Genomic DNA, 21,787 nt, shown 5'->3' on the forward strand with positions numbered 1-21,787 from the left:
ATGCTGGCAATAAAACGTCGCGTGGCGATCATCGCGATACTGTTCAGTCCGTTAAGTGCGGCGAGCAATCTCACATCGCAATTGCACACCTTTTTTAGCGCCCAGCTCGCGGGGGTAAGTGATGAGGTTCGTGTTTCTATTCGTACAGCGCCCAATCTACTACCGCCGTGCGAGCAGCCATTGCTTTCGATGAGCAATAATTCCCGCCTGTGGGGCAATGTGAATGTGTTGGCTCGCTGCGGTAACGACAAACGATATTTACAAGTTAATGTGCAGGCTACAGGAAATTATGTGGTTGCCGCGATGCCCATTGTGCGGGGAGGAAAACTGGAAGCTGGCAATGTCAAACTGAAACGCGGCAGGCTGGATACCCTGCCACCGCGTACGGTGCTGGATATCAATCAACTTGTTGATGCCGTTAGCCTGCGCGATATATCACCCGATCAACCTATCCAGTTAACCCAGTTTCGCCAGGCATGGCGGGTAAAAGCGGGACAACGCGTCAACGTGATCGCCAGCGGTGATGGGTTTAGCGCCAACGCAGAAGGTCAGGCGCTGAACAATGCTGCCGTCGCACAGAATGCGCGGGTGCGCATGGTATCGGGACAGGTGGTCAGCGGCGTTGTTGATGCAGATGGGAATATTCTTATAAACCTGTAAGCTGTTAAAGATTACCCGTCCCTTGCCGATAAATAAGCAACACATGATAAAAGCGCCCTCAATGAGGAATAAACCATGAGTATTGACCGCACTTCACCTCTGAAGCCCGTAAGCACCGTTCAACCGCGTGAAACCACTGACGCGCCGGTAACGAATACCCGGGCGGCAAAAACAACCGCCGCCACCAGCACCAGTGTGACGTTAAGCGACGCGCAAGCAAAACTGATGCAACCCGGCAGCAGTGATATCAATCCTGAACGTGTCGAAGCGTTAAAGCTGGCGATTCGTAACGGTGAACTAAAAATGGACACCGGCAAAATTGCCGATGCGCTGATCAACGAAGCGCAGCAAGACTTGCAGAGTAACTGATCGTATGACGCGTCTTGCAGAGATCCTCGACCAGATGTCCGCTGTGCTTAACGATCTCAAAACGGTAATGGATCAAGAGCAGCAACATCTCTCAATGGGGCAGATCAACGGCAGCCAGTTGCAATGGATTACAGAACAAAAAAGCTCACTGCTGGCGACGCTGGATTACCTCGAACAGTTACGCAGGAAAGAACCCAATTCAGCAAATAGCGTTGATATTAGTCAACGCTGGCAGGAAATTACTGTGAAAACGCAGCAACTACGTCAAATGAATCAACATAACGGCTGGTTACTGGAAGGACAGATTGAGCGCAATCAACAGGCGCTGGAAATGTTGAAACCGCATCAGGAACCGACGCTATATGGGGCGAACGGTCAGACCTCAACAACCCATCGCGGCAGTAAAAAGATTTCGATCTGAAGATTATCTCCGGCCTGCACTGCAGGCCGGAATGCATTGTTACACCGTCCGGCGGGCAAATTCTTTAACTTTGAAGCCCAGTACCGCCAGTGCAGCGAAGTACGCGGCAATCCCCGCCAGCACGACCGCCATTAAACGCAGTAAGCGCCAGGGCATGGTACCCAATGACCACTCCGGCATGATATGTAACATACCTAAAAGCACGCCCGACATCACCAGTACCGCCACTACCAGACGCAACAGAAACGCCATCCAGCCAGGTTGCGGGGTAAAGATTTTCTGCTTACGCAACTGCCAGTAAAGCAGCGAAGCATTCAGACACGCCGCCAGACCAATAGAAAGTGACAGCCCGGCATGTTTCAACGGACCGATAAACGCCAGGTTCATCAATTGCGTTAAAATCAGCGTAACGATGGCAATTTTCACTGGCGTTTTAATGTCCTGGCGGGAATAAAAGCCAGGAGCCAACACTTTCACTACAATCAGGCCAATCAAACCCACCGAGTAGGCAATTAACGCCCGCTGGGTCATCAGCGCATCAAAGGCGGTAAATTTACCGTACTGGAACAGCGAAACGGTTAACGGACCGGAAAGAATGCCCAACGCAACCGCACTCGGCAGCGCCAACAGGAAACAAAGACGCAGCCCCCAGTCCATCAAACGGTTGTATTCATCATGATTGCCACTGGCAAAACTTTTCGACAGCGACGGCAGCAAAATGGTGCCAAGCGCCACGCCCAGTACACCGGACGGAAACTCCATTAAGCGGTCGGCGTAATACATCCAAGACACCGAACCGGAAGCAAGAAACGAGGCAAAAATGGTGTTGATGATTAAGGAGATCTGGCTCACAGAGACGCCAAGGATCGCCGGTCCCATCTGTTTCACCACGCGCATTGCTCCGGCATCGTGGAAGTTAATGCGTGGCAAAACCAGCATGCCGATCTTCTTCAGATGCGGTAGCTGATACACCAGCTGCAGGATGCCGCCGACCGTAACAGCCCAGGCCAGCGCCAGCACCGGTGGATTAAAGTACGGTGCGGCAAACAGCGCAAAGCCAATCATGCTGATATTGAGCAATGTCGGGGCAAACGCCGGAATTGAGAAGCGGTTCCAGGTATTCAGAATCGCTCCCACCAGCGACGCCAGGGAGATCAGCAAGATATAGGGAAAGGTTATCTTTAGTAGCTGGCTGGTCAGGGCAAATTTGTCGGCAGTGTCAGCGAAGCCAGGCGCGGTCACCATGATCACCCACGGTGCAGCGAGCATGCCAGCGACCGTCACAACCGCCAGCGCAAGTGTCAGCAGGCCAGAAACATAAGAGACAAAGACCCGCGTGGCGTCTTCACCCTGCTTGCTTTTATATTCCGCCAGAATCGGTACAAATGCCTGGGAAAATGCCCCTTCGGCAAAAATACGGCGCAACAAGTTAGGAAGTTTAAAAGCGACGAAAAAGGCGTCGGTTGCCATCCCTGCGCCAAAGATTCTGGCGACAATTGCGTCACGTGCGAAGCCAAGCACACGCGAAAACATGGTCATCGAGCTGACGGCGGCCAGCGATTTTAATAAATTCATCGGTGTTCTAATCCAGACCCACGGGCAAAACGCCTGCAAGGCAGGCGCTGAAAGAGGCGAATAGTCTACCTGGATTATGGTGAATTGCTACCGCCAGATGTTACAGGGTTTATTCACTCATCGCATCGCGCCAGATCTTGTCAACGATACGTTGCGCCAGCACTGCCTGTTCGCCGGCGGTTTGCGGAACTGTCTGATTTTGCACGCATTCAATGAAGTGCCGCGCACAGCCGACAAATCCACGTTGCTCAAGCGTACTCTGCCAACCAAGAATCGGTTTATGCACTACGCCCTGCCCGCGCTCCTCACGCCATTCGCGCATATCCGTAATGTCGATGAGCGCACCGTCAGTCACGGCCTGCACGGTTTCACGCTGACTTCCGGCACGGCGATGCATACAGGTGGTGATCTGCAAAGGACCGGCCGAAAAATGGTGCTCGGCAAACAGCATTTCGCCAGCGTCATTAGTCAGTAGCGTACCGCCATCCAGAGAGGCTTTACCGCCCGACAACCACAGCGCGGTATCCACCACATGCAGATAATCATCCAGCAACGTGAAATAAAGATCGTGTGGCCCGACGCTATTGCTACGATGTTTATCCATTCTTAGCGAGGCTGCGGTGGCGAGTTGCGTTTTTAACTCACCGTAGAGTGGTGCGAAACGACGGTTAAAACCGACCATCAACGTCAATTTTTTCCGCGCCGCCAGTTCCACCAGCCGTTCAGCATCGCGCAGATTTTCTGCCAGCGGTTTATCGACACAGACATGTCCCCCCGCATTGAGTAACGTACTGACCACGTCAAAGTGGCTGGCGGTGCTGGAATGCACAAAAACCGCATCGCAACTGGCGGCAAGGCTGGATAACGAATCAGCATAAGGAATGCGCCAGCTGTCACAAATTGGCAGGGCTTTGGCGCGCGTAGGCGACCACGCACCTTGTAACGTCCAGTCAGACGCTGCCGCCAGCACCGGTAACCACGCTTTTTGCGCGATGCCGCCTAACCCCACTACGCCGATACGTAATTTTTTCACTTTAATCTCCCAGATGGGCCAGCAACGAATCAAGACGCTGTTTCAGTTCTGCCACTTCGATTTCCAGGGCTTCGACGCGTGCCTGTAAATCACCGTCAACCGCGTTCGACATATCCATCACCGCCGGCTGATCTTCAACCTCACCACTGAAAAGATGCATGTAGCGGCTTTCACGTTTACCCGGTTCGCGGGCCAGACGCACCACAAAAGGACCATCTTCGCGATTTGCCAGTTGTTCCAGCGTCGACTCCACTTCCGCCATATCGCTGAATTCATACATTCGCGCGGCGCGGCTGCGCAGTTCACCCGGCGTCTGGGCACCACGCAATAACAACGTGGTGATTAACGCCACTTCTGCGGCGCTCAGTTTCAGATCGCCAAATTCTGAATTACAAAAACGTTGCTCATATTTGGTGACCCGATTACCAAAACCGCTCACTGTGCGTAGATAATGACGTTTGACCAGATTATCCAGCTGTTCCTGCACTTCGGATTCACTCAGATTCATGACCGGTTCACGGTTCGTTTTCTGATTACAGGCCGTGACTACACCATTGACTGAGAGCGGGTATTGCTCCGGCGTGGTCACCTGCTTTTCCAGCAAGCAACCAATCACGCGAGCTTCAAGGGCAGTAAGTTGATATTTCATGAGATTCTCCTTAGCGGCCGGGCGTCCAGTCTGGGGTAGTTAATGCCGTCAGTACGTGATCGCGCCATTGTCCATCAATCAACAGATAGTCTTTCGCATAGCCTTCTTTTTCAAAACCCAGTCGCGCCAGTAAATCACCGCTGCGTTTATTGTGCGGCATATAATTAGCCATAATGCGATGAATATGTTGGGTGCGCTGCATATAACGAATGGCTGCGGTCAGGGCTTCAAACATGAGTCCTTTGCCCTGCCATTTTTGCCCAATCGAATAACCGAGATAGCAGGCATGAAAAGAGCCACGAACAACATTGGAAAAATTGGCAACGCCAATAATCTCTTTTTCGTCCGGGTCGAATAAGCCAAAGTAGAAAGCTGAACCTTGTTTATGAAATTCGTTAATCATCCCTAGCCTGGCCTGCCAGCCTGATGGATAACAGTGGCTTTCGTCGCGCACTGGCTCCCAGGGCTTGAGGAAATGGCGATTCTCTGCGTAATAATCCGCAAGACGCCAGGCATCACGATCATGCACCAGACGCACGACCAGTCGGTCTGTGGTTAAGCGCACTTTTGGCACGTTACTGCGATAGCCAAACATTCTATACCTACTCCTTCCCGTAACGTCTTTAATACGCTGTAAGTATTACTATACCTGCGCAACCAGACCCTGTGAAAAGTCCAGAATGCCATTTTCTGCATTATTCACATATTTGATAAAAACTCTCTATCAAAGCGACGTTTTGATAAAAAAATATTGTCCCCGAAGTGATGGGAAAAGTCTTAGCGGCAATGCAGAATAGAAAGTGCTCATCTTTTATTTCCCGGGAGGGGAAATGTCCCGCGTGTCGCAGGCGAGGAACCTGGGTAAATATTTCCTGCTCATCGATAATATGCTGGTCGTGCTGGGGTTCTTTGTTGTCTTCCCGCTGATCTCTATCCGCTTCGTTGATCAAATGGGCTGGGCCGCCGTCATGGTCGGTATTGCCCTCGGCCTACGCCAGTTTATTCAGCAAGGTCTGGGTATTTTCGGCGGAGCAATTGCCGACCGCTTTGGTGCCAAACCGATGATTGTTACCGGTATGCTGATGCGTGCCGCCGGATTCGCCACAATGGGTATCGCCCACGAACCGTGGCTACTGTGGTTTTCATGCCTGCTTTCGGGACTCGGCGGCACGTTGTTTGATCCTCCGCGTTCGGCGCTGGTGGTGAAACTAATCCGTCCACAACAGCGTGGTCGTTTTTTTTCGCTGTTGATGATGCAGGACAGTGCCGGTGCGGTCATTGGCGCATTGTTGGGGAGCTGGCTGTTGCAATACGACTTTCGCCTGGTCTGCGCCACAGGGGCAGTTTTGTTTGTGCTGTGTGCAGCGTTCAATGCGTGGTTGTTACCGGCATGGAAACTCTCCACCGTACGCACGCCCGTTCGCGAAGGCATGACCCGCGTGATGCGCGACAAGCGTTTTGTCACCTATGTCCTGACGCTGGCGGGTTACTACATGCTGGCTGTACAAGTGATGCTGATGCTGCCAATTATGGTCAACGACGTGGCTGGCGCGCCCTCTGCCGTTAAATGGATGTATGCCATTGAAGCGTGTCTGTCGTTAACGTTGCTCTATCCTATCGCCCGCTGGAGTGAAAAGCATTTTCGTCTGGAACATCGGTTGATGGCTGGGCTGTTGATAATGTCATTAAGCATGATGCCAGTGGGCATGGTCAGCGGTCTGCAACAACTTTTCACCCTGATTTGTCTGTTTTATATCGGGTCGATCATTGCCGAGCCTGCGCGTGAAACCTTAAGTGCTTCGCTGGCAGACGCAAGAGCTCGCGGCAGCTATATGGGGTTTAGCCGTCTGGGTCTGGCGATTGGCGGCGCTATTGGTTATATCGGTGGCGGCTGGCTGTTTGACCTGGGCAAATCGGCGCACCAGCCAGAGCTTCCGTGGATGATGCTGGGCATTATTGGCATCTTCACTTTCCTTGCGCTGGGTTGGCAGTTTAGCCAGAAACGCACCGCGCGTCGTTTGCTTGAACGCGACGCCTGATTTGATACTCCCCCCTGACTCCTCCATACTGAAAGTGAACTGACAGCCAAATGGAGGAGTCACGTGAAGCTATACATTTACGATCACTGCCCTTACTGCCTCAAAGCCCGCATGATTTTCGGCCTGAAAAATATCCCCGTCGAATTACATGTTCTGCTCAACGACGACGCAGAAACACCCACCCGGATGGTCGGTCAAAAACAGGTTCCCATTCTGCAAAAAGATGACAGCCGCTATATGCCAGAAAGCATGGACATCGTTCACTATGTCGATAAACTCGACGGCAAACCGTTACTGACCGGCAAACGTTCCCCTGCCATTGAAGAGTGGCTGCGCAAGGTCAATGGCTACGCCAACAAACTGCTGTTGCCGCGTTTTGCCAAATCGGCATTTGATGAGTTTTCTACTCCTGCCGCGCGCAAATATTTCGTCGACAAGAAAGAGGCCAGCGCGGGTAATTTTGCCGACCTGCTGGCCCACTCTGACGGTCTGATTAAGAATATCAGCGATGATTTACGTGCGCTGGACAAACTGATCGTCAAACCGAACGCCGTGAATGGCGAACTTTCGGAAGATGATATTCAGCTATTTCCGCTGCTGCGTAATCTGACGCTGGTAGCCGGAATTAACTGGCCAAGCCGCGTTGCTGATTACCGCGATAATATGGCGAAACAGACACAAATCAATTTGTTATCATCAATGGCGATTTAATACTGACCCGCCGCGGCAGCCTGTATTCGCGGGTTGCCGCCGTTTTCAGTTTTTTCTGCTGGCGCGTTTATCGCTGGTGACACATGCTGCGTTGTGTCAGGATATTGACGCAGATTTCATGTCGAGGACTACCATGAACAAGTTTTTATTTGCCGCTGCATTGATCGTCAGTGGCCTGCTCGTTGGCTGTAATCAACTCACCCAATACACCATCACCGAACAAGAAATTAACCAGTCGCTTGCGAAACATAATAATTTCTCAAAAGATATCGGTTTACCCGGCGTGGCTGACGCCCATATTGTTCTGACAAACCTGACCAGCCAAATTGGTCGCGAAGAGCCGAATAAGGTTACCCTAACCGGAGACGCCAATCTGGACATGAACTCCCTGTTCGGTAGCCAGAAAGCGACCATGAAACTGAAGCTGAAAGCGCTGCCCGTGTTTGATAAAGAAAAAGGCGCGATCTTCCTGAAAGAGATTGAAGTGGTCGATGCGACGGTACAACCGGAAAAAATGCAAACGGTGATGCAAACGTTGCTCCCCTATTTGAACCAGGCATTACGCAATTACTTTAACCAGCAACCTGCTTACGTCCTGCGCGAAGATGGCAGCCAGGGCGAAGCAATGGCGAAGAAACTGGCGAAAGGCATTGAAGTGAAGCCAGGCGAAATTGTCATTCCGTTTACTGATTAATCACGAGGGCGCATTCGCGCCCTTTATTTTTCGTGCAAAGGAAAACGTTTCCGCTTATCCTTTGTGTCCGGCAAAAACATCCCTTCAGCCGGAGCATAGAGATTAATGACTGCACCATCCCAGGTATTAAAGATCCGCCGCCCAGACGACTGGCACCTTCACCTCCGCGATGGCGACATGTTAAAAACTGTCGTGCCGTATACCAGCGAAATTTATGGACGGGCTATCGTAATGCCCAATCTGGCTCCGCCCGTGACCACCGTTGAGGCTGCCGTGGCGTATCGCCAGCGCATTCTTGACGCCGTACCTGCCGGGCACGATTTCACCCCGCTGATGACCTGTTATTTAACAGATTCGCTGGATCCTAATGAGCTGGAGCGCGGATTTAACGAAGGCGTGTTCACCGCTGCAAAACTTTATCCGGCAAACGCAACCACTAACTCCAGCCACGGCGTTACGTCAGTTGACGCAATCATGCCGGTACTTGAGCGCATGGAAAAAATCGGTATGCCGCTACTGGTGCATGGTGAAGTGACACATGCAGATATCGACATTTTTGATCGTGAAGCGCGCTTTATAGAAAGCGTGATGGAACCGCTACGCCAGCGTCTGACTGCGCTGAAAGTCGTTTTTGAGCACATCACCACCAAAGATGCTGCCGACTATGTCCGTGACGGAAATGAACGGCTGGCTGCCACCATCACTCCGCAGCATCTGATGTTTAACCGCAACCATATGCTGGTTGGTGGCGTGCGTCCGCACCTGTATTGTCTACCCATCCTCAAACGCAATATCCACCAACAGGCATTGCGTGAACTGGTCGCCAGCGGTTTTAATCGTGTATTCCTCGGAACGGATTCTGCGCCACATGCACGTCATCGCAAAGAGAGCAGCTGCGGCTGCGCGGGCTGTTTCAACGCCCCAACCGCGCTGGGCAGTTACGCTACCGTCTTTGAAGAGATGAATGCTTTGCAGCACTTTGAAGCATTCTGTTCTGTAAACGGCCCGCAGTTCTATGGCTTGCCGGTCAACGACACATTCATCGAACTGGTACGTGAAGAGCAACAGGTTGCTGAAAGCATCGCACTGACTGATGACACCCTGGTGCCATTCCTCGCTGGGGAAACGGTACGCTGGTCCGTTAAACAATAAAAATCGTAGCTTCCTGTTGTCATTAGGTTATTTTGCCTGTATAAATAACCAGTATATTCAACAGGGGGCTATTATGCGAATTGAAGTCACCATAGCGAAAACTTCTCCATTGCCAGCTGGGGCTATTGACGCCCTGGCTGGCGAACTTTCCCGCCGTATTCAGTATGCGTTTCCTGATAATGAAGGCCACGTATCGGTACGTTATGCCGCAGCGAATAATTTATCGGTTATTGGCGCAACAAAAGAAGATAAACAGCGCATTAGCGAAATTCTCCAGGAAACGTGGGAAAGCGCCGATGACTGGTTTGTCAGCGAATAATATGCAGTGATTTTTGTTTTTGCCGGGTCGCCCCGGCTTTTTTATTTTACTTGCGAATTGTGAGTACAAAATTTCTACACTTCCTCAAAATAATTGCACAATATGCTAAAAAAATATGAATGACATGCTGTTTTATTGTTCATATAAATCTTAAAAGCAGAAATTTATCTGTTCCCCCCTTTAAAAATTCGGTGAATACCCTTACTTATTGGTATACTGAAGTTGCTTCAGATAAAAACGCATTGAACCTCGAATAACGTTGTCTAGTAACACGAATTAGGGGGCCATGATGGAAAAAAATAATGAAGTCATTCAGACTCATCCGCTCGTAGGGTGGGACATCAGCACCGTTGATAGCTATGATGCGCTGATGTTGCGTTTGCACTACCAGACCCCAAATAAGTCCGAGCAGGAAGGGACTGAAGTTGGTCAGACGCTCTGGTTAACCACTGATGTTGCCAGACAATTTATTTCGATATTAGAAGCAGGAATCGCCAAAATTGAATCCGGTGATTTCCCGGTAAACGAGTATCGGCGTCATTAACATGACATGACCATCCACCCAAAAGGCACCTCACCGGTGCCTTTACCATTTCTGGGTTGTATATCTGCATTCAGTTAATTACTCTGCTTAAACCATGAGAGCAGAGAGAAAAAAATGAAATACGATCTCATCATTATTGGCAGCGGTTCCGTAGGCGCTGCCGCCGGGTATTATGCAACCCGCGCCGGTTTAAACGTGCTAATGACCGACGCCCATATGCCACCGCATCAACACGGCAGCCACCACGGCGATACGCGATTAATTCGCCATGCTTATGGTGAAGGCGAAAAGTATGTCCCGCTGGTCCTCCGCGCGCAAATGCTGTGGGATGAACTTTCCCGCCACAACGAAGATGATCCCATTTTTGTACGCTCTGGTGTCATTAACCTCGGTCCGGCTGACTCAGCATTTCTCGCCAACGTCGCCCACAGCGCCGAACAGTGGCAACTCAACGTTGAACAGCTCGACGCGCAAGGGATTATGGCCCGCTGGCCAGAAATACGCGTCCCGGACAACTACATCGGTTTATTTGAAACTGATTCCGGTTTTTTGCGCAGCGAACTGGCGATTAAAACCTGGATCCAACTGGCGAAGGAAGCGGGCTGTGCGCAGCTGTTCAACTGCCCGGTCACCGAAATTCGTCATGACGATGATGGCGTAACTATTGAAACGGCAGACGGTGAGTATCAGGCGAAAAAAGCGATTGTCTGCGCGGGAACATGGGTAAAAGACCTACTCCCGGAGCTGCCTGTCCAGCCCGTACGCAAAGTATTTGCCTGGTATCAGGCCGATGGTCGCTATAGCGTGAAGAATAAATTCCCGGCGTTTACCGGTGAACTGCCCAATGGCGATCAATATTATGGTTTTCCGGCAGAAAACGACGCGTTGAAGATTGGCAAACATAACGGAGGCCAGGTTATCCATTCAGCGGATGAACGTGTTCCGTTTGCGGAAGTGGTCAGCGATGGTTCGGAAGCCTTCCCGTTCTTGCGCAATGTGTTGCCGGGTATCGGTTGCTGCCTGTACGGCGCTGCCTGCACCTATGATAATTCTCCTGACGAGGATTTTATTATCGATACTCTACCCGCCCACGATAATACACTGCTCATTACCGGCCTGAGTGGGCACGGTTTTAAATTTGCGTCAGTTTTAGGGGAAATAGCTGCCGATTTTGCGCAAGACAAAAAAAGCGATTTTGATTTGACGCCATTCAGGCTTTCCCGCTTCCAATAATCATCATTACGGCCTCCAGAATGAGGCCGTTTTTACAGGAGTATTTAATGCGTCGGCTGTTGCACTATCTCATCAATAATATTCGCGAGCATCTGATGCTTTATCTTTTTCTCTGGGGATTGTTGGCAATTATGGATCTGATCTATGTGTTTTATTTTTAGTTTTCCGCACTGACATAAACTGACAAATATTTAATCTCCCTTTCATTTAGCGTGAAAAATTGAATGAGATTATTCCTGCTTCAACAGCACTCACCAGACATCTCTGATGCTGAACCCACTAAACTTATGAAGATTCTTTCATTATTAATTCAAAATTATTGAAATAAAAATAAATATCATTCGATTTGTTATTTTTGTGTTGCAATTCATTCTCCGACACGCCATTTTCTTTCTCTCGCAAATTCGTTTTGGATGCACTTATGTCATTCACAAATACCCCTGAACGCTATGGTGTTATATCTGCGGCCTTACATTGGATAAGCGCAATTATTGTCTACGGCATGTTTGCTTTAGGTCTGTGGATGGTCACGCTCAGTTATTACGATGGCTGGTATCACAAAGCACCCGAACTGCATAAAAGCATCGGTATTTTGTTAATGATGGGGCTGGTTATTCGCGTTCTGTGGCGCGTCATATCTCCACCGCCGGGTCCGCTGCAAAGTTATTCGTCAATGACTCGTCTTGGCGCAAAGGCTGGACATCTCGCATTGTACCTATTGCTGTTCGCCATCGGCATCAGCGGCTATCTGATCTCAACTGCCGATGGTAAACCGATCAGCGTTTTTGGCTGGTTTGACGTCCCCGCGACCCTCGCCGACGCTGGCGCACAGGCTGACTTTGCCGGTGCCCTGCATTTTTGGCTCGCGTGGAGCGTCGTAGTACTGTCCGTTATGCATGGATTTATGGCCCTGAAGCATCATTTCATCGATAAAGACGACACTCTGAAGCGCATGCTGGGAAAGTCGTCATCTGACTATGGAGTATAAAAAATGAAAAAAAGCCTGCTTGGTTTAACCTTCGCTTCCCTGATGTTCTCTGCCGGTTCAGCGGTTGCCGCCGATTACAAAATTGACAAAGAAGGTCAGCACGCCTTTGTTAACTTCCGCATCCAGCATCTTGGCTATAGCTGGTTATATGGCACCTTTAAAGATTTCGACGGTACTTTTACCTTTGATGAAAAAAATCCGGCTGCCGATAAAGTGAATGTGACAATTAACACCACCAGCGTCGATACTAATCACGCCGAACGCGATAAACATCTTCGCAGTGCAGATTTCCTCAATACTGCAAAATATCCACAGGCAACATTCACCTCCACCAGCGTGAAGAAAGACGGTGACGAACTGGATATTACCGGCGATCTGACGCTGAATGGCGTAACCAAACCCGTCACGCTGGAAGCGAAATTAATTGGTCAAGGCGACGACCCGTGGGGTGGTAAACGTGCAGGCTTCGAGGCCGAAGGCAAAATTAAGCTCAAGGACTTCAATATCAAAACAGATTTAGGTCCAGCTTCTCAGGAAGTGGATCTGATTATTTCAGTGGAAGGCGTACAGCAGAAGTAAGAGTGAAATGTTGCCGGATGGCACGCATCCGGCAATGATATTTACTCTGTTGGATCAGGAATGCCCAGTGTTGTATTCAGACGTCCACGAGACTTATTAAAGATCTTATTGCCATTTTCACGTCCTGCCCGACGGCGTCGCTGTTCCTCTGGCGGTAACGCGCTTTCTTCGCAGCAAATCTCACTACAACAACCTTTGTATTTTTCCGCACATACTGGACACTGAATAAAAAGCAGATGGCAGCCATCATTTTTACAGTTGGTATGGCTGTCGCACGGCGCACCGCACTGGTGGCAATGCGCGATAATCTCATCAGATATACGTTCGCCCATCCGCTCGTCAAAAACAAAATTTTTGCCAATAAAACGCACCGGCAAGCCCTGCTCGCGCGCCTTACGGGCGTATTCAATAATTCCACCCTCGATATGCCAGACTTTATTGAATCCGTTATGTTTCATCCAGGCACTGGCTTTTTCACAACGAATGCCGCCGGTGCAGTACATGACGATTTTTTTATCTTTATGTGCCTGCATCATCTCAACTGCTTTTGGCAGCTGCTCACGGAAGGTATCTGCCGGAATTTCCAGCGCGTTTTCAAAGTGCCCCACTTCATACTCATAGTGGTTACGCATGTCGATAAACAATGCATCGGGATCGTCAAGCATGGCGTTCACTTCCGCCGCTTGCAGATACTCACCCACATTGCTGGCATCAAAGTGAGGATCGTCAATACCGTCGGCAACGATACGATCGCGGACCTTCATGCGCAGTACCCAGAAGGATTTCCCGTCATCTTCCAACGCGATATTCAGGCGTAAGCCCTCTAAAGCCGGGTCGAAGGCATAAAGCTGCGCGCGAAATGTTTCAACATTGCTCGCAGGTACGCTGATTTGCGCGTTAATGCCCTCATGCGCCAGATACACTCGCCCAAAAACATTCAGCGCGGTAAACAGCTGATATAAAGCGTCACGGGTCGCCTTAGGATCGGCGATGTGGAAATACTTATAAAACGAAATGGTGGTTCGCGGTTCGCTCTCAGCCAACATTTTGGCTTTTAACGCGTCGTTGGAAATGCGGTTGTGTAACACTGGCATGGTGTACGGTTCCTGCGAGATGGGAAAGTAAAAATCCGCGGCATGATATAGCAATTATCGATAATTAACATCCACACATTTTACGCTACATTTGCGCATTAAAAATTATTTGTTATTTACAATCGCGGCAATTTCGCCCAGTCTTCAGTCACAAATTTTGGTTGCGGACGAAAAAATGCGACAATACATACAATTGCCCGTATAGGTTGAAAAACAGGATTGATATGACGAATCTACCCAAGTTCTCCACCGCACTGCTTCATCCGCGTTATTGGTTAACCTGGTTGGGTATTGGCGTACTTTGGTTAGTCGTGCAATTGCCCTACCCGGTTATCTACCGCCTCGGTTGTGGATTAGGAAAACTTGCGTTACGTTTTATGAAACGACGCGCAAAAATTGTGCATCGCAACCTGGAACTGTGCTTCCCGGAAATGAGCGAACAAGAACGCCGTAAAATGGTGGTGAAGAATTTCGAATCCGTTGGCATGGGACTGATGGAAACTGGCATGGCGTGGTTCTGGTCGGACCGCAGAATCGCCCGCTGGACGGAAGTGATCGGCATGGAACACATTCGTGACGTGCAGGCGCAAAAACGCGGCATCCTGTTAGTTGGCATCCATTTTCTGACACTGGAGCTTGGTGCGCGGCAGTTTGGTATGCAGGAACCGGGGATTGGCGTTTACCGCCCGAACGATAATCCACTGATTGACTGGCTACAAACCTGGGGCCGTTTACGCTCAAATAAATCGATGCTCGACCGCAAAGATTTAAAAGGCATGATTAAAGCCCTGAAAAAAGGCGAAGTGGTCTGGTACGCACCGGATCATGATTACGGCCCGCGCTCAAGCGTTTTCGTCCCGTTGTTTGCCGTTGAGCAGGCTGCGACCACGACCGGAACCTGGATGCTGGCACGGATGTCCGGCGCATGTCTGGTGCCCTTCGTTCCATGCCGTAAGCCAGATGGCAAAGGGTATCAGTTGATTATACTGCCGCCAGAGTGTTCTCCGCCGCTGGATGATGCCGAAACCACCGCCGCGTGGATGAACAAAGTGGTCGAAAAATGCATCATGATGGCACCAGAGCAGTATATGTGGTTACACCGTCGCTTTAAAACACGCCCGGAAGGCGTTCCTTCACGCTATTAAATCTTCCATGCTGGATGCTTCAGAATGGCATCCGGCATTACCACAGCAAATCCCCCTGATTTAGCGATAAAAGCTCTCTGGATTGCGCCCCCTGGAAGTCGGGCGCATAATTAGTGTGCTTATCTTTTCTTCTTATGTTCACCGCGCCTGGCGCACCAACAGCGGATTGCTATGTCACCCTGTGAAAATGACACCCCTATAAACTGGAAACGAAACCTGATCGTCGCCTGGCTAGGCTGTTTTCTTACCGGTGCCGCCTTCAGTCTGGTAATGCCCTTCTTACCCCTCTACGTTGAGCAGCTTGGCGTTACCGGTCACTCCGCCCTGAATATGTGGTCCGGTATTGTCTTCAGCATTACATTTTTATTTTCGGCCATCGCCTCACCGTTTTGGGGTGGACTCGCCGACCGTAAAGGCCGAAAACTCATGCTATTACGCTCTGCTCTCGGCATGGGCATCGTGATGGTGTTGATGGGACTGGCACAAAATATCTGGCAGTTTTTGATCCTGCGGGCGCTTCTTGGTTTACTTGGCGGATTTGTCCCCAACGCTAATGCTCTTATCGCCACACAAGTACCGCGTAATAAAAGCGGCTGGGCGCTGGGTACGCTCTCCACAGGCGGCGTTAGCGGCGCGTTGCTCGGCCCAATGGCTGGCGGTTTGCTCGCTGATAGCTACGGCTTACGTCCGGTATTCTTTATTACCGCCAGTGTGCTCATACTCTGCTTTTTCGTCACCCTGTTTTGCATCAGAGAAAAATTCCAGCCGGTCAGCAAAAAAGAGATGCTGCATATGCGGGAAGTGGTGACATCACTTAAAAACCCGAAACTGATACTCAGCCTGTTTGTCACCACGTTAATCATCCAGGTGGCGACGGGCTCAATTGCCCCCATTCTGACGCTGTATGTCCGCGAACTGGCGGGTAACGTCAGTAACGTCGCTTTTATCAGTGGCATGATCGCCTCGGTGCCAGGCGTGGCGGCTCTGCTGAGTGCACCACGACTCGGCAAACTTGGCGATCGAATCGGCCCCGAAAAGATCCTGATTACGGCGCTGATCTTTTCTGTACTGCTGTTGATCCCAATGTCATACGTTCAGACGCCATTACAACTTGGGATTTTACGTTTTTTGCTCGGTGCCGCCGATGGTGCACTACTCCCCGCCGTACAGACACTGTTGGTTTACAACTCGAGCAACCAAATCGCCGGGCGTATCTTCAGCTATAACCAGTCGTTTCGTGATATTGGAAACGTTACCGGACCATTGATGGGAGCCGCGATTTCAGCGAACTACGGTTTCAGAGCGGTATTTCTCGTCACCGCTGGCGTAGTGTTATTCAACGCAGTCTATTCATGGAACAGTCTACGTCGTCGTCGAATACCCCAGGTATCGAACTGATTTTTCGCCTTTCATACTTGCAAAAGCGGAGAATCAGCTATCCTTTTCCCTGAAACCTCATCAACTCAAAGGGAGAATCGTGATGACCATGTACGCAACGCTTGAAGAAGCCATTGACGCTGCACGCGAAGAATTTCTTGCAGACAACCCCGGCATCGACGCCGAAAACGCGAATGTGCAACAGTTCAATGCCCAAAAATACGTTTTGCAGGACGGCGACATCATGTGGCAAGTTGAGTTTTTTGCCGACGAAGGGGAAGAAGGTGAATGTTTACCCATGCTTAGCGGTGAAGCTGCGCAAAGTGTCTTTGACGGCGACTATGATGAGATAGAGATCCGCCAGGAGTGGCAGGAAGAGAATACATTACATGAATGGGACGAGGGGGAATTTCAGCTTGAGCCACCGCTGGATACCGAGGAAGGACGCGCAGCAGCTGATGAGTGGGATGAACGTTAATTACTCATACGGGCCATGATGAATGTCGATCGGCAGCAGTAAAGTATCAAAAACCAGGGAGAATGGCAGATCAAGGATCGTGACATAACGCCAGGCGGAGTCACGCACATCCCATTGCACACCGGGATAATATTGGTTGCCATGCCCCTGCCCCGGTATAGTGCGACTAATAATGCTGCCACAGCCACTCAGCAAGGTCACCATGATGCTCACCACAATTAAACGCATTTGATACCTCTTCCGTAAAAAAATACCGGCATAACGCCGGTATTTTTATTGGCTCGTTGTTTTTGCCAGATGTGGCGTGAACGCCTTATCCGACCCACAAAATCTTGCAAAATCAATACATTGCAGGAGCGATGTAGGCCTGATAAGCGTAGCGCATCAGGCAACTACGTTTTTATTGCGAAGCCGCATCCGGTTTACGCAATGCCAGTGGATTGAGCTTTATCCCTTCGTAATAACTCACCCATGAAGAATATCTCTCAGGGGAATTCCAGACGCGGAAATGCAGACGGGCCATCGTCACCGGATCGCTTAGCAGCACCAGGCGACGATCGCGATTCAGCTTCTCTGGCGTCTCGTTCAGCGCCTGTTCAACGTGGCGGTCACGGGCGATTTCCAGCACCTTACTGGCGCGGTGACGCGCGGTCGCCATTGCGGTTGCCAGAGCGTTGAATGACGGGTTAAACACTGCGTGCATAAAACCATCATCAAGGGAGCGTTGGCGATTCATCTCAAGGAACCGATCGGTATCAACCAGCACCTGCGGCGGTGAATACTCTTCCGGGATCAGGAACAGTTTCCAGCGTTTGGTGCGCAGACCAACGGTGGCACGGCTGGAAATCACCGAAACAAACGGTGACAGGATCAACGAGAAGACAATCGGTGCCAGCCAGAACAGGAAACGCAGATCCAACCACGCCATCCCAACAGCCCACACTAACCCTAACAGCAGCTGTGAGCCGTGGCGTTTGAACGCTTCACCCCAGGAAGTGGAGTCATCATCACGCTGCGGTGAATTCCACACCACTTCCCAGCCAAGGAACGCGCTGACGACGAAGACCGTATGGAACAGCATGCGTACCGGAGCCAGCAGCACGGAAAACAGCACTTCCAGCAGCAACGATAATGTAACGCGCCAGAAGCCGCCGTATTCTTTCGTTCCTTTGCACCAGATAAGCAAAATGCTCAATAACTTCGGCAGGCACAACAGCACCATGGTCGAAGCAAAAAGTGCAATCGCCAGCTCAGGACGCCACTGCGGCCACACCGGGAATAACTGCCGTGGTTGCAGGAAGTATTGCGGTTCGGTCAACGCATGCACTACCTGCAATGCAGTAGAGAGCGCGAGGAACATAAACCACAACGGAGCGGAGAGATAAGACATCACGCCCGTCAGGAACACCGCACGGTGAACCGGGTGCATACCCTTAACCAGGAACAGACGGAAGTTCATCAGGTTACCGTGGCACCAGCGGCGGTCACGTTTTAGCTCATCAAGCAAGTTAGGCGGCAATTCTTCATAAGAACCCGGGAGATCGTAAGCAATCCACACCCCCCAACCTGCACGGCGCATCAACGCCGCTTCCACGAAGTCATGTGACAGGATTGAACCGGCAAAGGAACCTTCGCCCGGCAGCGGAGCCAGTGCGCAGTGCTCGATAAACGGTTTCACGCGGATAATCGCGTTATGTCCCCAGTAGTGCGACTCGCCAAGTTGCCAGAAGTGCAAACCGGCTGTAAACAGTGGCCCATACACGCGAGTCGCGAACTGCTGACAGCGTGCATACAGCGTATCCATACCGGACGCTTTCGGCGACGACTGAATGATCCCGGCGTTCGGGTTGGCTTCCATCAAACGCACCAGGCCGCATAAACAATCACCGGTCATTACCGAGTCAGCATCCAGCACCACCATGTAGCTGTACTGGCTGCCCCAGCGACGGCAGAAGTCATCGATATTACCGCTTTTACGCTTCACGCGGCGACGGCGGCGGCGATAGAAAATCTGACCTTCGCCACCAACTTCAGCGATAAGCTCCATCCAGGCTTTTTGCTCTGCGACGCAGATATCCGGGTTATAACTGTCACTCAGAATGTAGACATCAAAGTGTTTGGCATTCCCGGTGGCTTTTACTGATTCCCACGTTGCACGCAGGCCAGCAAAAACACGGTTCACGTCTTCGTTACAGATAGGCATGATCAACGCCGTGCGATGCTCCGGGTTTAATGGTTCATCGCCAACTGTTGACGCTGATATACTGTATTTATCGCGACCAATAAGCAGTTGCAGGAACCCCATCAACGCCGTCCAGAATCCGGCGGACACCCAACAGAACAGTACCGCAAAGAGGATCAGGATACCGGTTTGCAGCATATAAGGCAGAAGCTGCATAAAGGAAACCCACACATCCTGACCAACCATATCCATAGGATTAATCAGCGCCCACCCCTGATAAGGAAGAATGGTCTTCATATACCAGGTCGCGACAACAGTTTGCGCGAGCGTCAGGATTAACAAAATGTAACGGCGGATAGTACCGACGGTACGCCACTTTTGCTCGCTTTCCTGCTCTTCTTTGGTCAAACGAGCCAGATAGCGCGGCGTTACATCGCGTCCACGCAGGCGATCCCAGAAACGGCCTACCGGGTTGGTACGCCACGGGTCGGGAAACATCGAGGAGCGTTTTGCTTCTGGCATCGCCTTAAGCTGATCGCGCCCTTCGTCGTCTTTAATTAACTGTCCATCAGCAAGTGAATCTGGCCAGGCTTGTTCCAGACGCGCCTTTACCGAGCCTTGCGGGGAGTCATCCTCCCGCGCCCAGGTGCGGTGTTCGGCATCCAGCGCCTGATGAACGGCGCGGATATCAGTCTTCGGCAATGCCGCTTTCTCGCTTGCGGCGATGGGCATTGCGTCAATGTACTCAGTTGTCTTATTCATTGGCAGGTAACTGGTAGCTCCAGGTTTCACTCAACGTCTGATCGGCATTCACCAGCGCAGCACGCATTTCAGTGGTTTTCTTGGCATCTTTCACTTTCACACGCATCACCAGACGCCAGCCTTTGGTAACCGGGTTATAGCGCACCGTGCTTTCAACTATCTCACCATTATCACCAATGCTGGTTTGCGCTGTGACCGGGGTATCCTCTGGCAGTTTTTTCATCTCTGCGCCGGTAAAATCGACCACAAAGGCGATAGTACCGTCAGGCTGGCGAATCAGGTTCGACTGCTTCACATCCCCCGTTGAACGACGCGTTTGTTGCACCCATGCGTTATCTGGTGCATGCAGTTTGTCTTCATCACGGCTGAAGGTGATGGTGTATTTAAAGTTCATCTCTTTACCCGGCTCCGGCAGCTGATCCGGCGTCCAGTAAGCGACGATGTTATCGTTGGTTTCATCGTTGGTTGGAATTTCCACCAGCTCAACGCTGCCTTTGCCCCACTCCCCTTTCGGAGTCACCCATGCGCTCGGACGAAGATCGTAACGATCATCGAGATCTTCAAAGCGGGAGAAATCACGACCGCGCTGCAACAGACCGAAGCCTTGCGGGTTTTCCATCGAGAAGCTGCTGACCGCTAAATGTTTCGGGTTATTCAACGGACGCCAGATCCATTCGCCATTACCAGCATGGATAGACAGGCCGTTAGAGTCGTGCAACTCCGGACGATAGTTATTTGCAGGCGACGGTTGGTTCGGCCCAAACAGGAACATACTGGTTAACGGTGCAACCCCCAGTTTGCCGACTTTATCGCGCAGATAGATTTTCGACTGCACATCCACAACCGTGTCACGCCCTGGCATAACCACGAATTTGTAAGCACCTGTCGCGCGCGGCGAGTCAAGCAATGCATAAATGGTTAAACGTTTATCAGTCGGTTTTGGACGCTCGATCCAGAACTCTTTGAAGCGTGGAAATTCTTCACCCGATGGCAAGGCGGTATCAATTGCCAGGCCGCGGGCAGAAAGGCCATAAACCTGACCTGCACCAATCACGCGGAAATAGCTGGCCCCGAGCATGCTGACGATTTCATCGTTTTTATCTTTGCTGTTGATCGGGTAAAGCACTTTAAAACCGGCAAAACCAAGGTCTTTTACCGTGTCTTTGTCATGCTGAACATCGCCGAAAGTGAAATAATCCGGGCTGTATTTGATTCGTTTGACTGCGGTGGCAGTCACTTCATTTATTTTGACCGGGGTATCGAAGTACATACCCTGATGGTAGAACTCGAGTTTGAATGGGGTCTTCAGATTGTTCCAGTACGCTTTGTCATGATTAAACTGGATCTGCTGATAGTCCGCGTATTTCATGTCGCGGAAAACGGAGGGCAAGTTGCTTTTGGGCGCCTCATAGCCTTTCCCGGCTAAGGATTGAGCTTGCTTTGCGACATCATCAATACTGAAAGCCCAGCTTGAAGATGTATACAGGGTTAACATTACTGCAGCACTCAACCAACGCATTTTCATCATTTGTAGTTTATGTTTCATAATTAGTAAGCACTTCCCCCTTTGTGTGCTTATATCGATCCGATCTATTTTAATGGATAACCAGCCATTCCGACAACAGAATCCCGGTATCGTTCAGCACGCTGGCTCATGGATTAAGCACCTGATTGCAACCGTTTTCACTTTCCGTGCTTCTCCTAAAGACAGAAGCATCGACTTCGTGTAGGGTTTGCCAGCAAATTTATTTATCAACCGTCTTACAGACGCTTCCATTCTGGT

At 50.7% G+C, this 21,787-nt stretch carries 24 protein-coding genes; 16 read left to right on the forward strand and 8 right to left on the reverse strand.

Features of this window, described 5'->3' with window-relative positions; all coding sequences use genetic code 11:
- From flgA to flgN, 3 genes are all read left to right on the forward strand, one after another.
- Positions 1-660, forward strand: a complete 660-nt coding sequence (flgA, locus tag ACJHWR_RS11645; protein ID WP_000879684.1) for a flagellar basal body P-ring formation chaperone FlgA — start codon at positions 1-3, stop codon at positions 658-660.
- Positions 661-735: 75 nt separating this feature from the next.
- Positions 736-1,029, forward strand: coding sequence for a flagellar biosynthesis anti-sigma factor FlgM (flgM, locus tag ACJHWR_RS11650; protein WP_000020883.1), 294 nt, complete (start codon positions 736-738; stop codon positions 1,027-1,029).
- A gap of 4 nt (positions 1,030-1,033) precedes the next feature.
- Positions 1,034-1,450 carry a flagella biosynthesis chaperone FlgN gene (flgN, locus tag ACJHWR_RS11655; RefSeq protein WP_000197351.1) on the forward strand — a complete coding sequence of 139 codons (417 nt, stop codon included), beginning with the start codon at positions 1,034-1,036 and terminating at the stop codon, positions 1,448-1,450.
- Between the two features lie 39 nt (positions 1,451-1,489).
- Here the strand turns inward: flgN and murJ are convergent, their stop codons facing one another.
- From murJ to rimJ, 4 genes are all read right to left on the reverse strand, one after another.
- Complete coding sequence (gene murJ / locus ACJHWR_RS11660) at positions 1,490-3,025, reverse strand: murein biosynthesis integral membrane protein MurJ (RefSeq protein ID WP_001050672.1); 1,536 nt, start codon at positions 3,023-3,025, stop codon at positions 1,490-1,492.
- 109 nt (positions 3,026-3,134) lie between these two features.
- Positions 3,135-4,058 carry a Gfo/Idh/MocA family protein gene (locus ACJHWR_RS11665; RefSeq protein WP_000736133.1) on the reverse strand — a complete coding sequence of 308 codons (924 nt, stop codon included), beginning with the start codon at positions 4,056-4,058 and terminating at the stop codon, positions 3,135-3,137.
- A 1-nt stretch (position 4,059) separates the two neighbouring features.
- The gene (locus ACJHWR_RS11670) at positions 4,060-4,707 is read right to left on the reverse strand and encodes a YceH family protein (protein WP_000877109.1); all 648 of its coding nucleotides are present in this window, start codon (positions 4,705-4,707) and stop codon (positions 4,060-4,062) included.
- A 10-nt stretch (positions 4,708-4,717) separates the two neighbouring features.
- Positions 4,718-5,302: a ribosomal protein S5-alanine N-acetyltransferase gene (gene rimJ, locus ACJHWR_RS11675; protein ID WP_000468186.1), complete on the reverse strand. Its 585-nt coding sequence runs from the start codon at positions 5,300-5,302 to the stop codon at positions 4,718-4,720.
- A 235-nt stretch (positions 5,303-5,537) separates the two neighbouring features.
- Between rimJ and mdtH the strand changes: the two genes are divergently transcribed.
- The 10 genes from mdtH to ACJHWR_RS11725 all read left to right on the forward strand — a co-directional run bounded on the left by mdtH (position 5,538) and on the right by ACJHWR_RS11725 (position 12,966).
- Positions 5,538-6,746 carry a multidrug efflux MFS transporter MdtH gene (gene mdtH / locus ACJHWR_RS11680; protein ID WP_000092207.1) on the forward strand — a complete coding sequence of 403 codons (1,209 nt, stop codon included), beginning with the start codon at positions 5,538-5,540 and terminating at the stop codon, positions 6,744-6,746.
- 63 nt (positions 6,747-6,809) lie between these two features.
- A complete protein-coding gene (grxB, locus tag ACJHWR_RS11685; RefSeq protein ID WP_000780912.1) occupies positions 6,810-7,457 on the forward strand; it encodes a glutaredoxin 2 in 648 nt (215 codons plus the stop codon).
- Positions 7,458-7,590: 133 nt separating this feature from the next.
- The gene (locus ACJHWR_RS11690; RefSeq protein WP_012311885.1) at positions 7,591-8,151 is read left to right on the forward strand and encodes a lipoprotein; all 561 of its coding nucleotides are present in this window, start codon (positions 7,591-7,593) and stop codon (positions 8,149-8,151) included.
- 105 nt (positions 8,152-8,256) lie between these two features.
- The gene (gene pyrC / locus ACJHWR_RS11695; RefSeq protein WP_000126543.1) at positions 8,257-9,303 is read left to right on the forward strand and encodes a dihydroorotase; all 1,047 of its coding nucleotides are present in this window, start codon (positions 8,257-8,259) and stop codon (positions 9,301-9,303) included.
- A gap of 73 nt (positions 9,304-9,376) precedes the next feature.
- Positions 9,377-9,622, forward strand: coding sequence for a DNA damage-inducible protein I (gene dinI, locus ACJHWR_RS11700; protein WP_001217754.1), 246 nt, complete (start codon positions 9,377-9,379; stop codon positions 9,620-9,622).
- A gap of 289 nt (positions 9,623-9,911) precedes the next feature.
- Complete coding sequence (bssS, locus tag ACJHWR_RS11705; RefSeq protein WP_000414437.1) at positions 9,912-10,166, forward strand: biofilm formation regulator BssS; 255 nt, start codon at positions 9,912-9,914, stop codon at positions 10,164-10,166.
- Positions 10,167-10,280: 114 nt separating this feature from the next.
- Complete coding sequence (gene solA, locus ACJHWR_RS11710; protein WP_000872796.1) at positions 10,281-11,399, forward strand: N-methyl-L-tryptophan oxidase; 1,119 nt, start codon at positions 10,281-10,283, stop codon at positions 11,397-11,399.
- Positions 11,400-11,446: 47 nt separating this feature from the next.
- Positions 11,447-11,560 carry a YceO family protein gene (locus tag ACJHWR_RS11715; protein WP_001253418.1) on the forward strand — a complete coding sequence of 38 codons (114 nt, stop codon included), beginning with the start codon at positions 11,447-11,449 and terminating at the stop codon, positions 11,558-11,560.
- A 260-nt stretch (positions 11,561-11,820) separates the two neighbouring features.
- Positions 11,821-12,387 carry a cytochrome b gene (locus ACJHWR_RS11720; RefSeq protein ID WP_000011126.1) on the forward strand — a complete coding sequence of 189 codons (567 nt, stop codon included), beginning with the start codon at positions 11,821-11,823 and terminating at the stop codon, positions 12,385-12,387.
- A 3-nt stretch (positions 12,388-12,390) separates the two neighbouring features.
- Positions 12,391-12,966: a YceI family protein gene (locus tag ACJHWR_RS11725; RefSeq protein ID WP_000749261.1), complete on the forward strand. Its 576-nt coding sequence runs from the start codon at positions 12,391-12,393 to the stop codon at positions 12,964-12,966.
- 41 nt (positions 12,967-13,007) lie between these two features.
- On the opposite strand, the gene ACJHWR_RS11730 is transcribed toward ACJHWR_RS11725, so the two are convergent.
- The gene (locus ACJHWR_RS11730; RefSeq protein WP_012311678.1) at positions 13,008-14,060 is read right to left on the reverse strand and encodes a rhodanese-related sulfurtransferase; all 1,053 of its coding nucleotides are present in this window, start codon (positions 14,058-14,060) and stop codon (positions 13,008-13,010) included.
- Positions 14,061-14,284: 224 nt separating this feature from the next.
- On the opposite strand from ACJHWR_RS11730, the gene lpxL reads away from it, so the two are divergent.
- The 3 genes from lpxL (at position 14,285) to ACJHWR_RS11745 (ending at position 17,060) form a co-directional block, all read left to right on the forward strand.
- The gene (lpxL, locus tag ACJHWR_RS11735) at positions 14,285-15,205 is read left to right on the forward strand and encodes a kdo(2)-lipid IV(A) lauroyltransferase (protein WP_012311720.1); all 921 of its coding nucleotides are present in this window, start codon (positions 14,285-14,287) and stop codon (positions 15,203-15,205) included.
- Positions 15,206-15,376: 171 nt separating this feature from the next.
- Positions 15,377-16,603 (forward strand): multidrug efflux MFS transporter MdtG, encoded by a 1,227-nt coding sequence (gene mdtG, locus ACJHWR_RS11740; RefSeq protein ID WP_000074164.1) that lies wholly within the window; start codon positions 15,377-15,379, stop codon positions 16,601-16,603.
- 82 nt (positions 16,604-16,685) lie between these two features.
- Positions 16,686-17,060: a MysB family protein gene (locus tag ACJHWR_RS11745; RefSeq protein ID WP_000180063.1), complete on the forward strand. Its 375-nt coding sequence runs from the start codon at positions 16,686-16,688 to the stop codon at positions 17,058-17,060.
- Here ACJHWR_RS11745 and ACJHWR_RS11750 read toward each other — a convergent pair whose 3' ends face one another.
- The 3 genes from ACJHWR_RS11750 to mdoG form a co-directional block, all read right to left on the reverse strand.
- Positions 17,061-17,288, reverse strand: coding sequence for a YceK/YidQ family lipoprotein (locus ACJHWR_RS11750; RefSeq protein WP_001237205.1), 228 nt, complete (start codon positions 17,286-17,288; stop codon positions 17,061-17,063).
- 172 nt (positions 17,289-17,460) lie between these two features.
- Complete coding sequence (mdoH, locus tag ACJHWR_RS11755; RefSeq protein ID WP_410226697.1) at positions 17,461-20,004, reverse strand: glucans biosynthesis glucosyltransferase MdoH; 2,544 nt, start codon at positions 20,002-20,004, stop codon at positions 17,461-17,463.
- On the reverse strand, positions 19,997-21,532 hold the full coding sequence (mdoG, locus tag ACJHWR_RS11760; RefSeq protein WP_001300662.1) for a glucans biosynthesis protein MdoG: 1,536 nt from the start codon (positions 21,530-21,532) through the stop codon (positions 19,997-19,999). The genes mdoH and mdoG overlap by 8 nt, the downstream gene beginning before the upstream one ends.
- Positions 21,533-21,787: the final 255 nt, after the last annotated feature.

The sequence above is a fragment of the Escherichia sp. WS568 genome, assembly GCF_046486085.1.
GTDB classification, from domain to species: Bacteria; Pseudomonadota; Gammaproteobacteria; order Enterobacterales; family Enterobacteriaceae; genus Escherichia; species Escherichia coli.

Bases quoted from the DNA above. Each gene is read 5' to 3' on its own strand.
- flgA (WP_000879684.1), top strand. From the start codon at position 1: ATGCTGGCAATAAAACGTCGCGTGGCGATCATCGCGATACTGTTCAGT.
- flgM (WP_000020883.1), top strand. From the start codon at position 736: ATGAGTATTGACCGCACTTCACCTCTGAAGCCCGTAAGCACCGTTCAA.
- flgN (WP_000197351.1), top strand. From the start codon at position 1,034: ATGACGCGTCTTGCAGAGATCCTCGACCAGATGTCCGCTGTGCTTAAC.
- murJ (WP_001050672.1), bottom strand. From the start codon at position 3,025: ATGAATTTATTAAAATCGCTGGCCGCCGTCAGCTCGATGACCATGTTT.
- ACJHWR_RS11670 (WP_000877109.1), bottom strand. From the start codon at position 4,707: ATGAAATATCAACTTACTGCCCTTGAAGCTCGCGTGATTGGTTGCTTG.
- rimJ (WP_000468186.1), bottom strand. From the start codon at position 5,302: ATGTTTGGCTATCGCAGTAACGTGCCAAAAGTGCGCTTAACCACAGAC.
- mdtH (WP_000092207.1), top strand. From the start codon at position 5,538: ATGTCCCGCGTGTCGCAGGCGAGGAACCTGGGTAAATATTTCCTGCTC.
- ACJHWR_RS11690 (WP_012311885.1), top strand. From the start codon at position 7,591: ATGAACAAGTTTTTATTTGCCGCTGCATTGATCGTCAGTGGCCTGCTC.
- pyrC (WP_000126543.1), top strand. From the start codon at position 8,257: ATGACTGCACCATCCCAGGTATTAAAGATCCGCCGCCCAGACGACTGG.
- dinI (WP_001217754.1), top strand. From the start codon at position 9,377: ATGCGAATTGAAGTCACCATAGCGAAAACTTCTCCATTGCCAGCTGGG.
- bssS (WP_000414437.1), top strand. From the start codon at position 9,912: ATGGAAAAAAATAATGAAGTCATTCAGACTCATCCGCTCGTAGGGTGG.
- solA (WP_000872796.1), top strand. From the start codon at position 10,281: ATGAAATACGATCTCATCATTATTGGCAGCGGTTCCGTAGGCGCTGCC.
- ACJHWR_RS11715 (WP_001253418.1), top strand. From the start codon at position 11,447: ATGCGTCGGCTGTTGCACTATCTCATCAATAATATTCGCGAGCATCTG.
- ACJHWR_RS11720 (WP_000011126.1), top strand. From the start codon at position 11,821: ATGTCATTCACAAATACCCCTGAACGCTATGGTGTTATATCTGCGGCC.
- ACJHWR_RS11725 (WP_000749261.1), top strand. From the start codon at position 12,391: ATGAAAAAAAGCCTGCTTGGTTTAACCTTCGCTTCCCTGATGTTCTCT.
- ACJHWR_RS11730 (WP_012311678.1), bottom strand. From the start codon at position 14,060: ATGCCAGTGTTACACAACCGCATTTCCAACGACGCGTTAAAAGCCAAA.
- lpxL (WP_012311720.1), top strand. From the start codon at position 14,285: ATGACGAATCTACCCAAGTTCTCCACCGCACTGCTTCATCCGCGTTAT.
- mdtG (WP_000074164.1), top strand. From the start codon at position 15,377: ATGTCACCCTGTGAAAATGACACCCCTATAAACTGGAAACGAAACCTG.
- ACJHWR_RS11745 (WP_000180063.1), top strand. From the start codon at position 16,686: ATGACCATGTACGCAACGCTTGAAGAAGCCATTGACGCTGCACGCGAA.
- ACJHWR_RS11750 (WP_001237205.1), bottom strand. From the start codon at position 17,288: ATGCGTTTAATTGTGGTGAGCATCATGGTGACCTTGCTGAGTGGCTGT.
- mdoH (WP_410226697.1), bottom strand. From the start codon at position 20,004: ATGAATAAGACAACTGAGTACATTGACGCAATGCCCATCGCCGCAAGC.
- mdoG (WP_001300662.1), bottom strand. From the start codon at position 21,532: ATGATGAAAATGCGTTGGTTGAGTGCTGCAGTAATGTTAACCCTGTAT.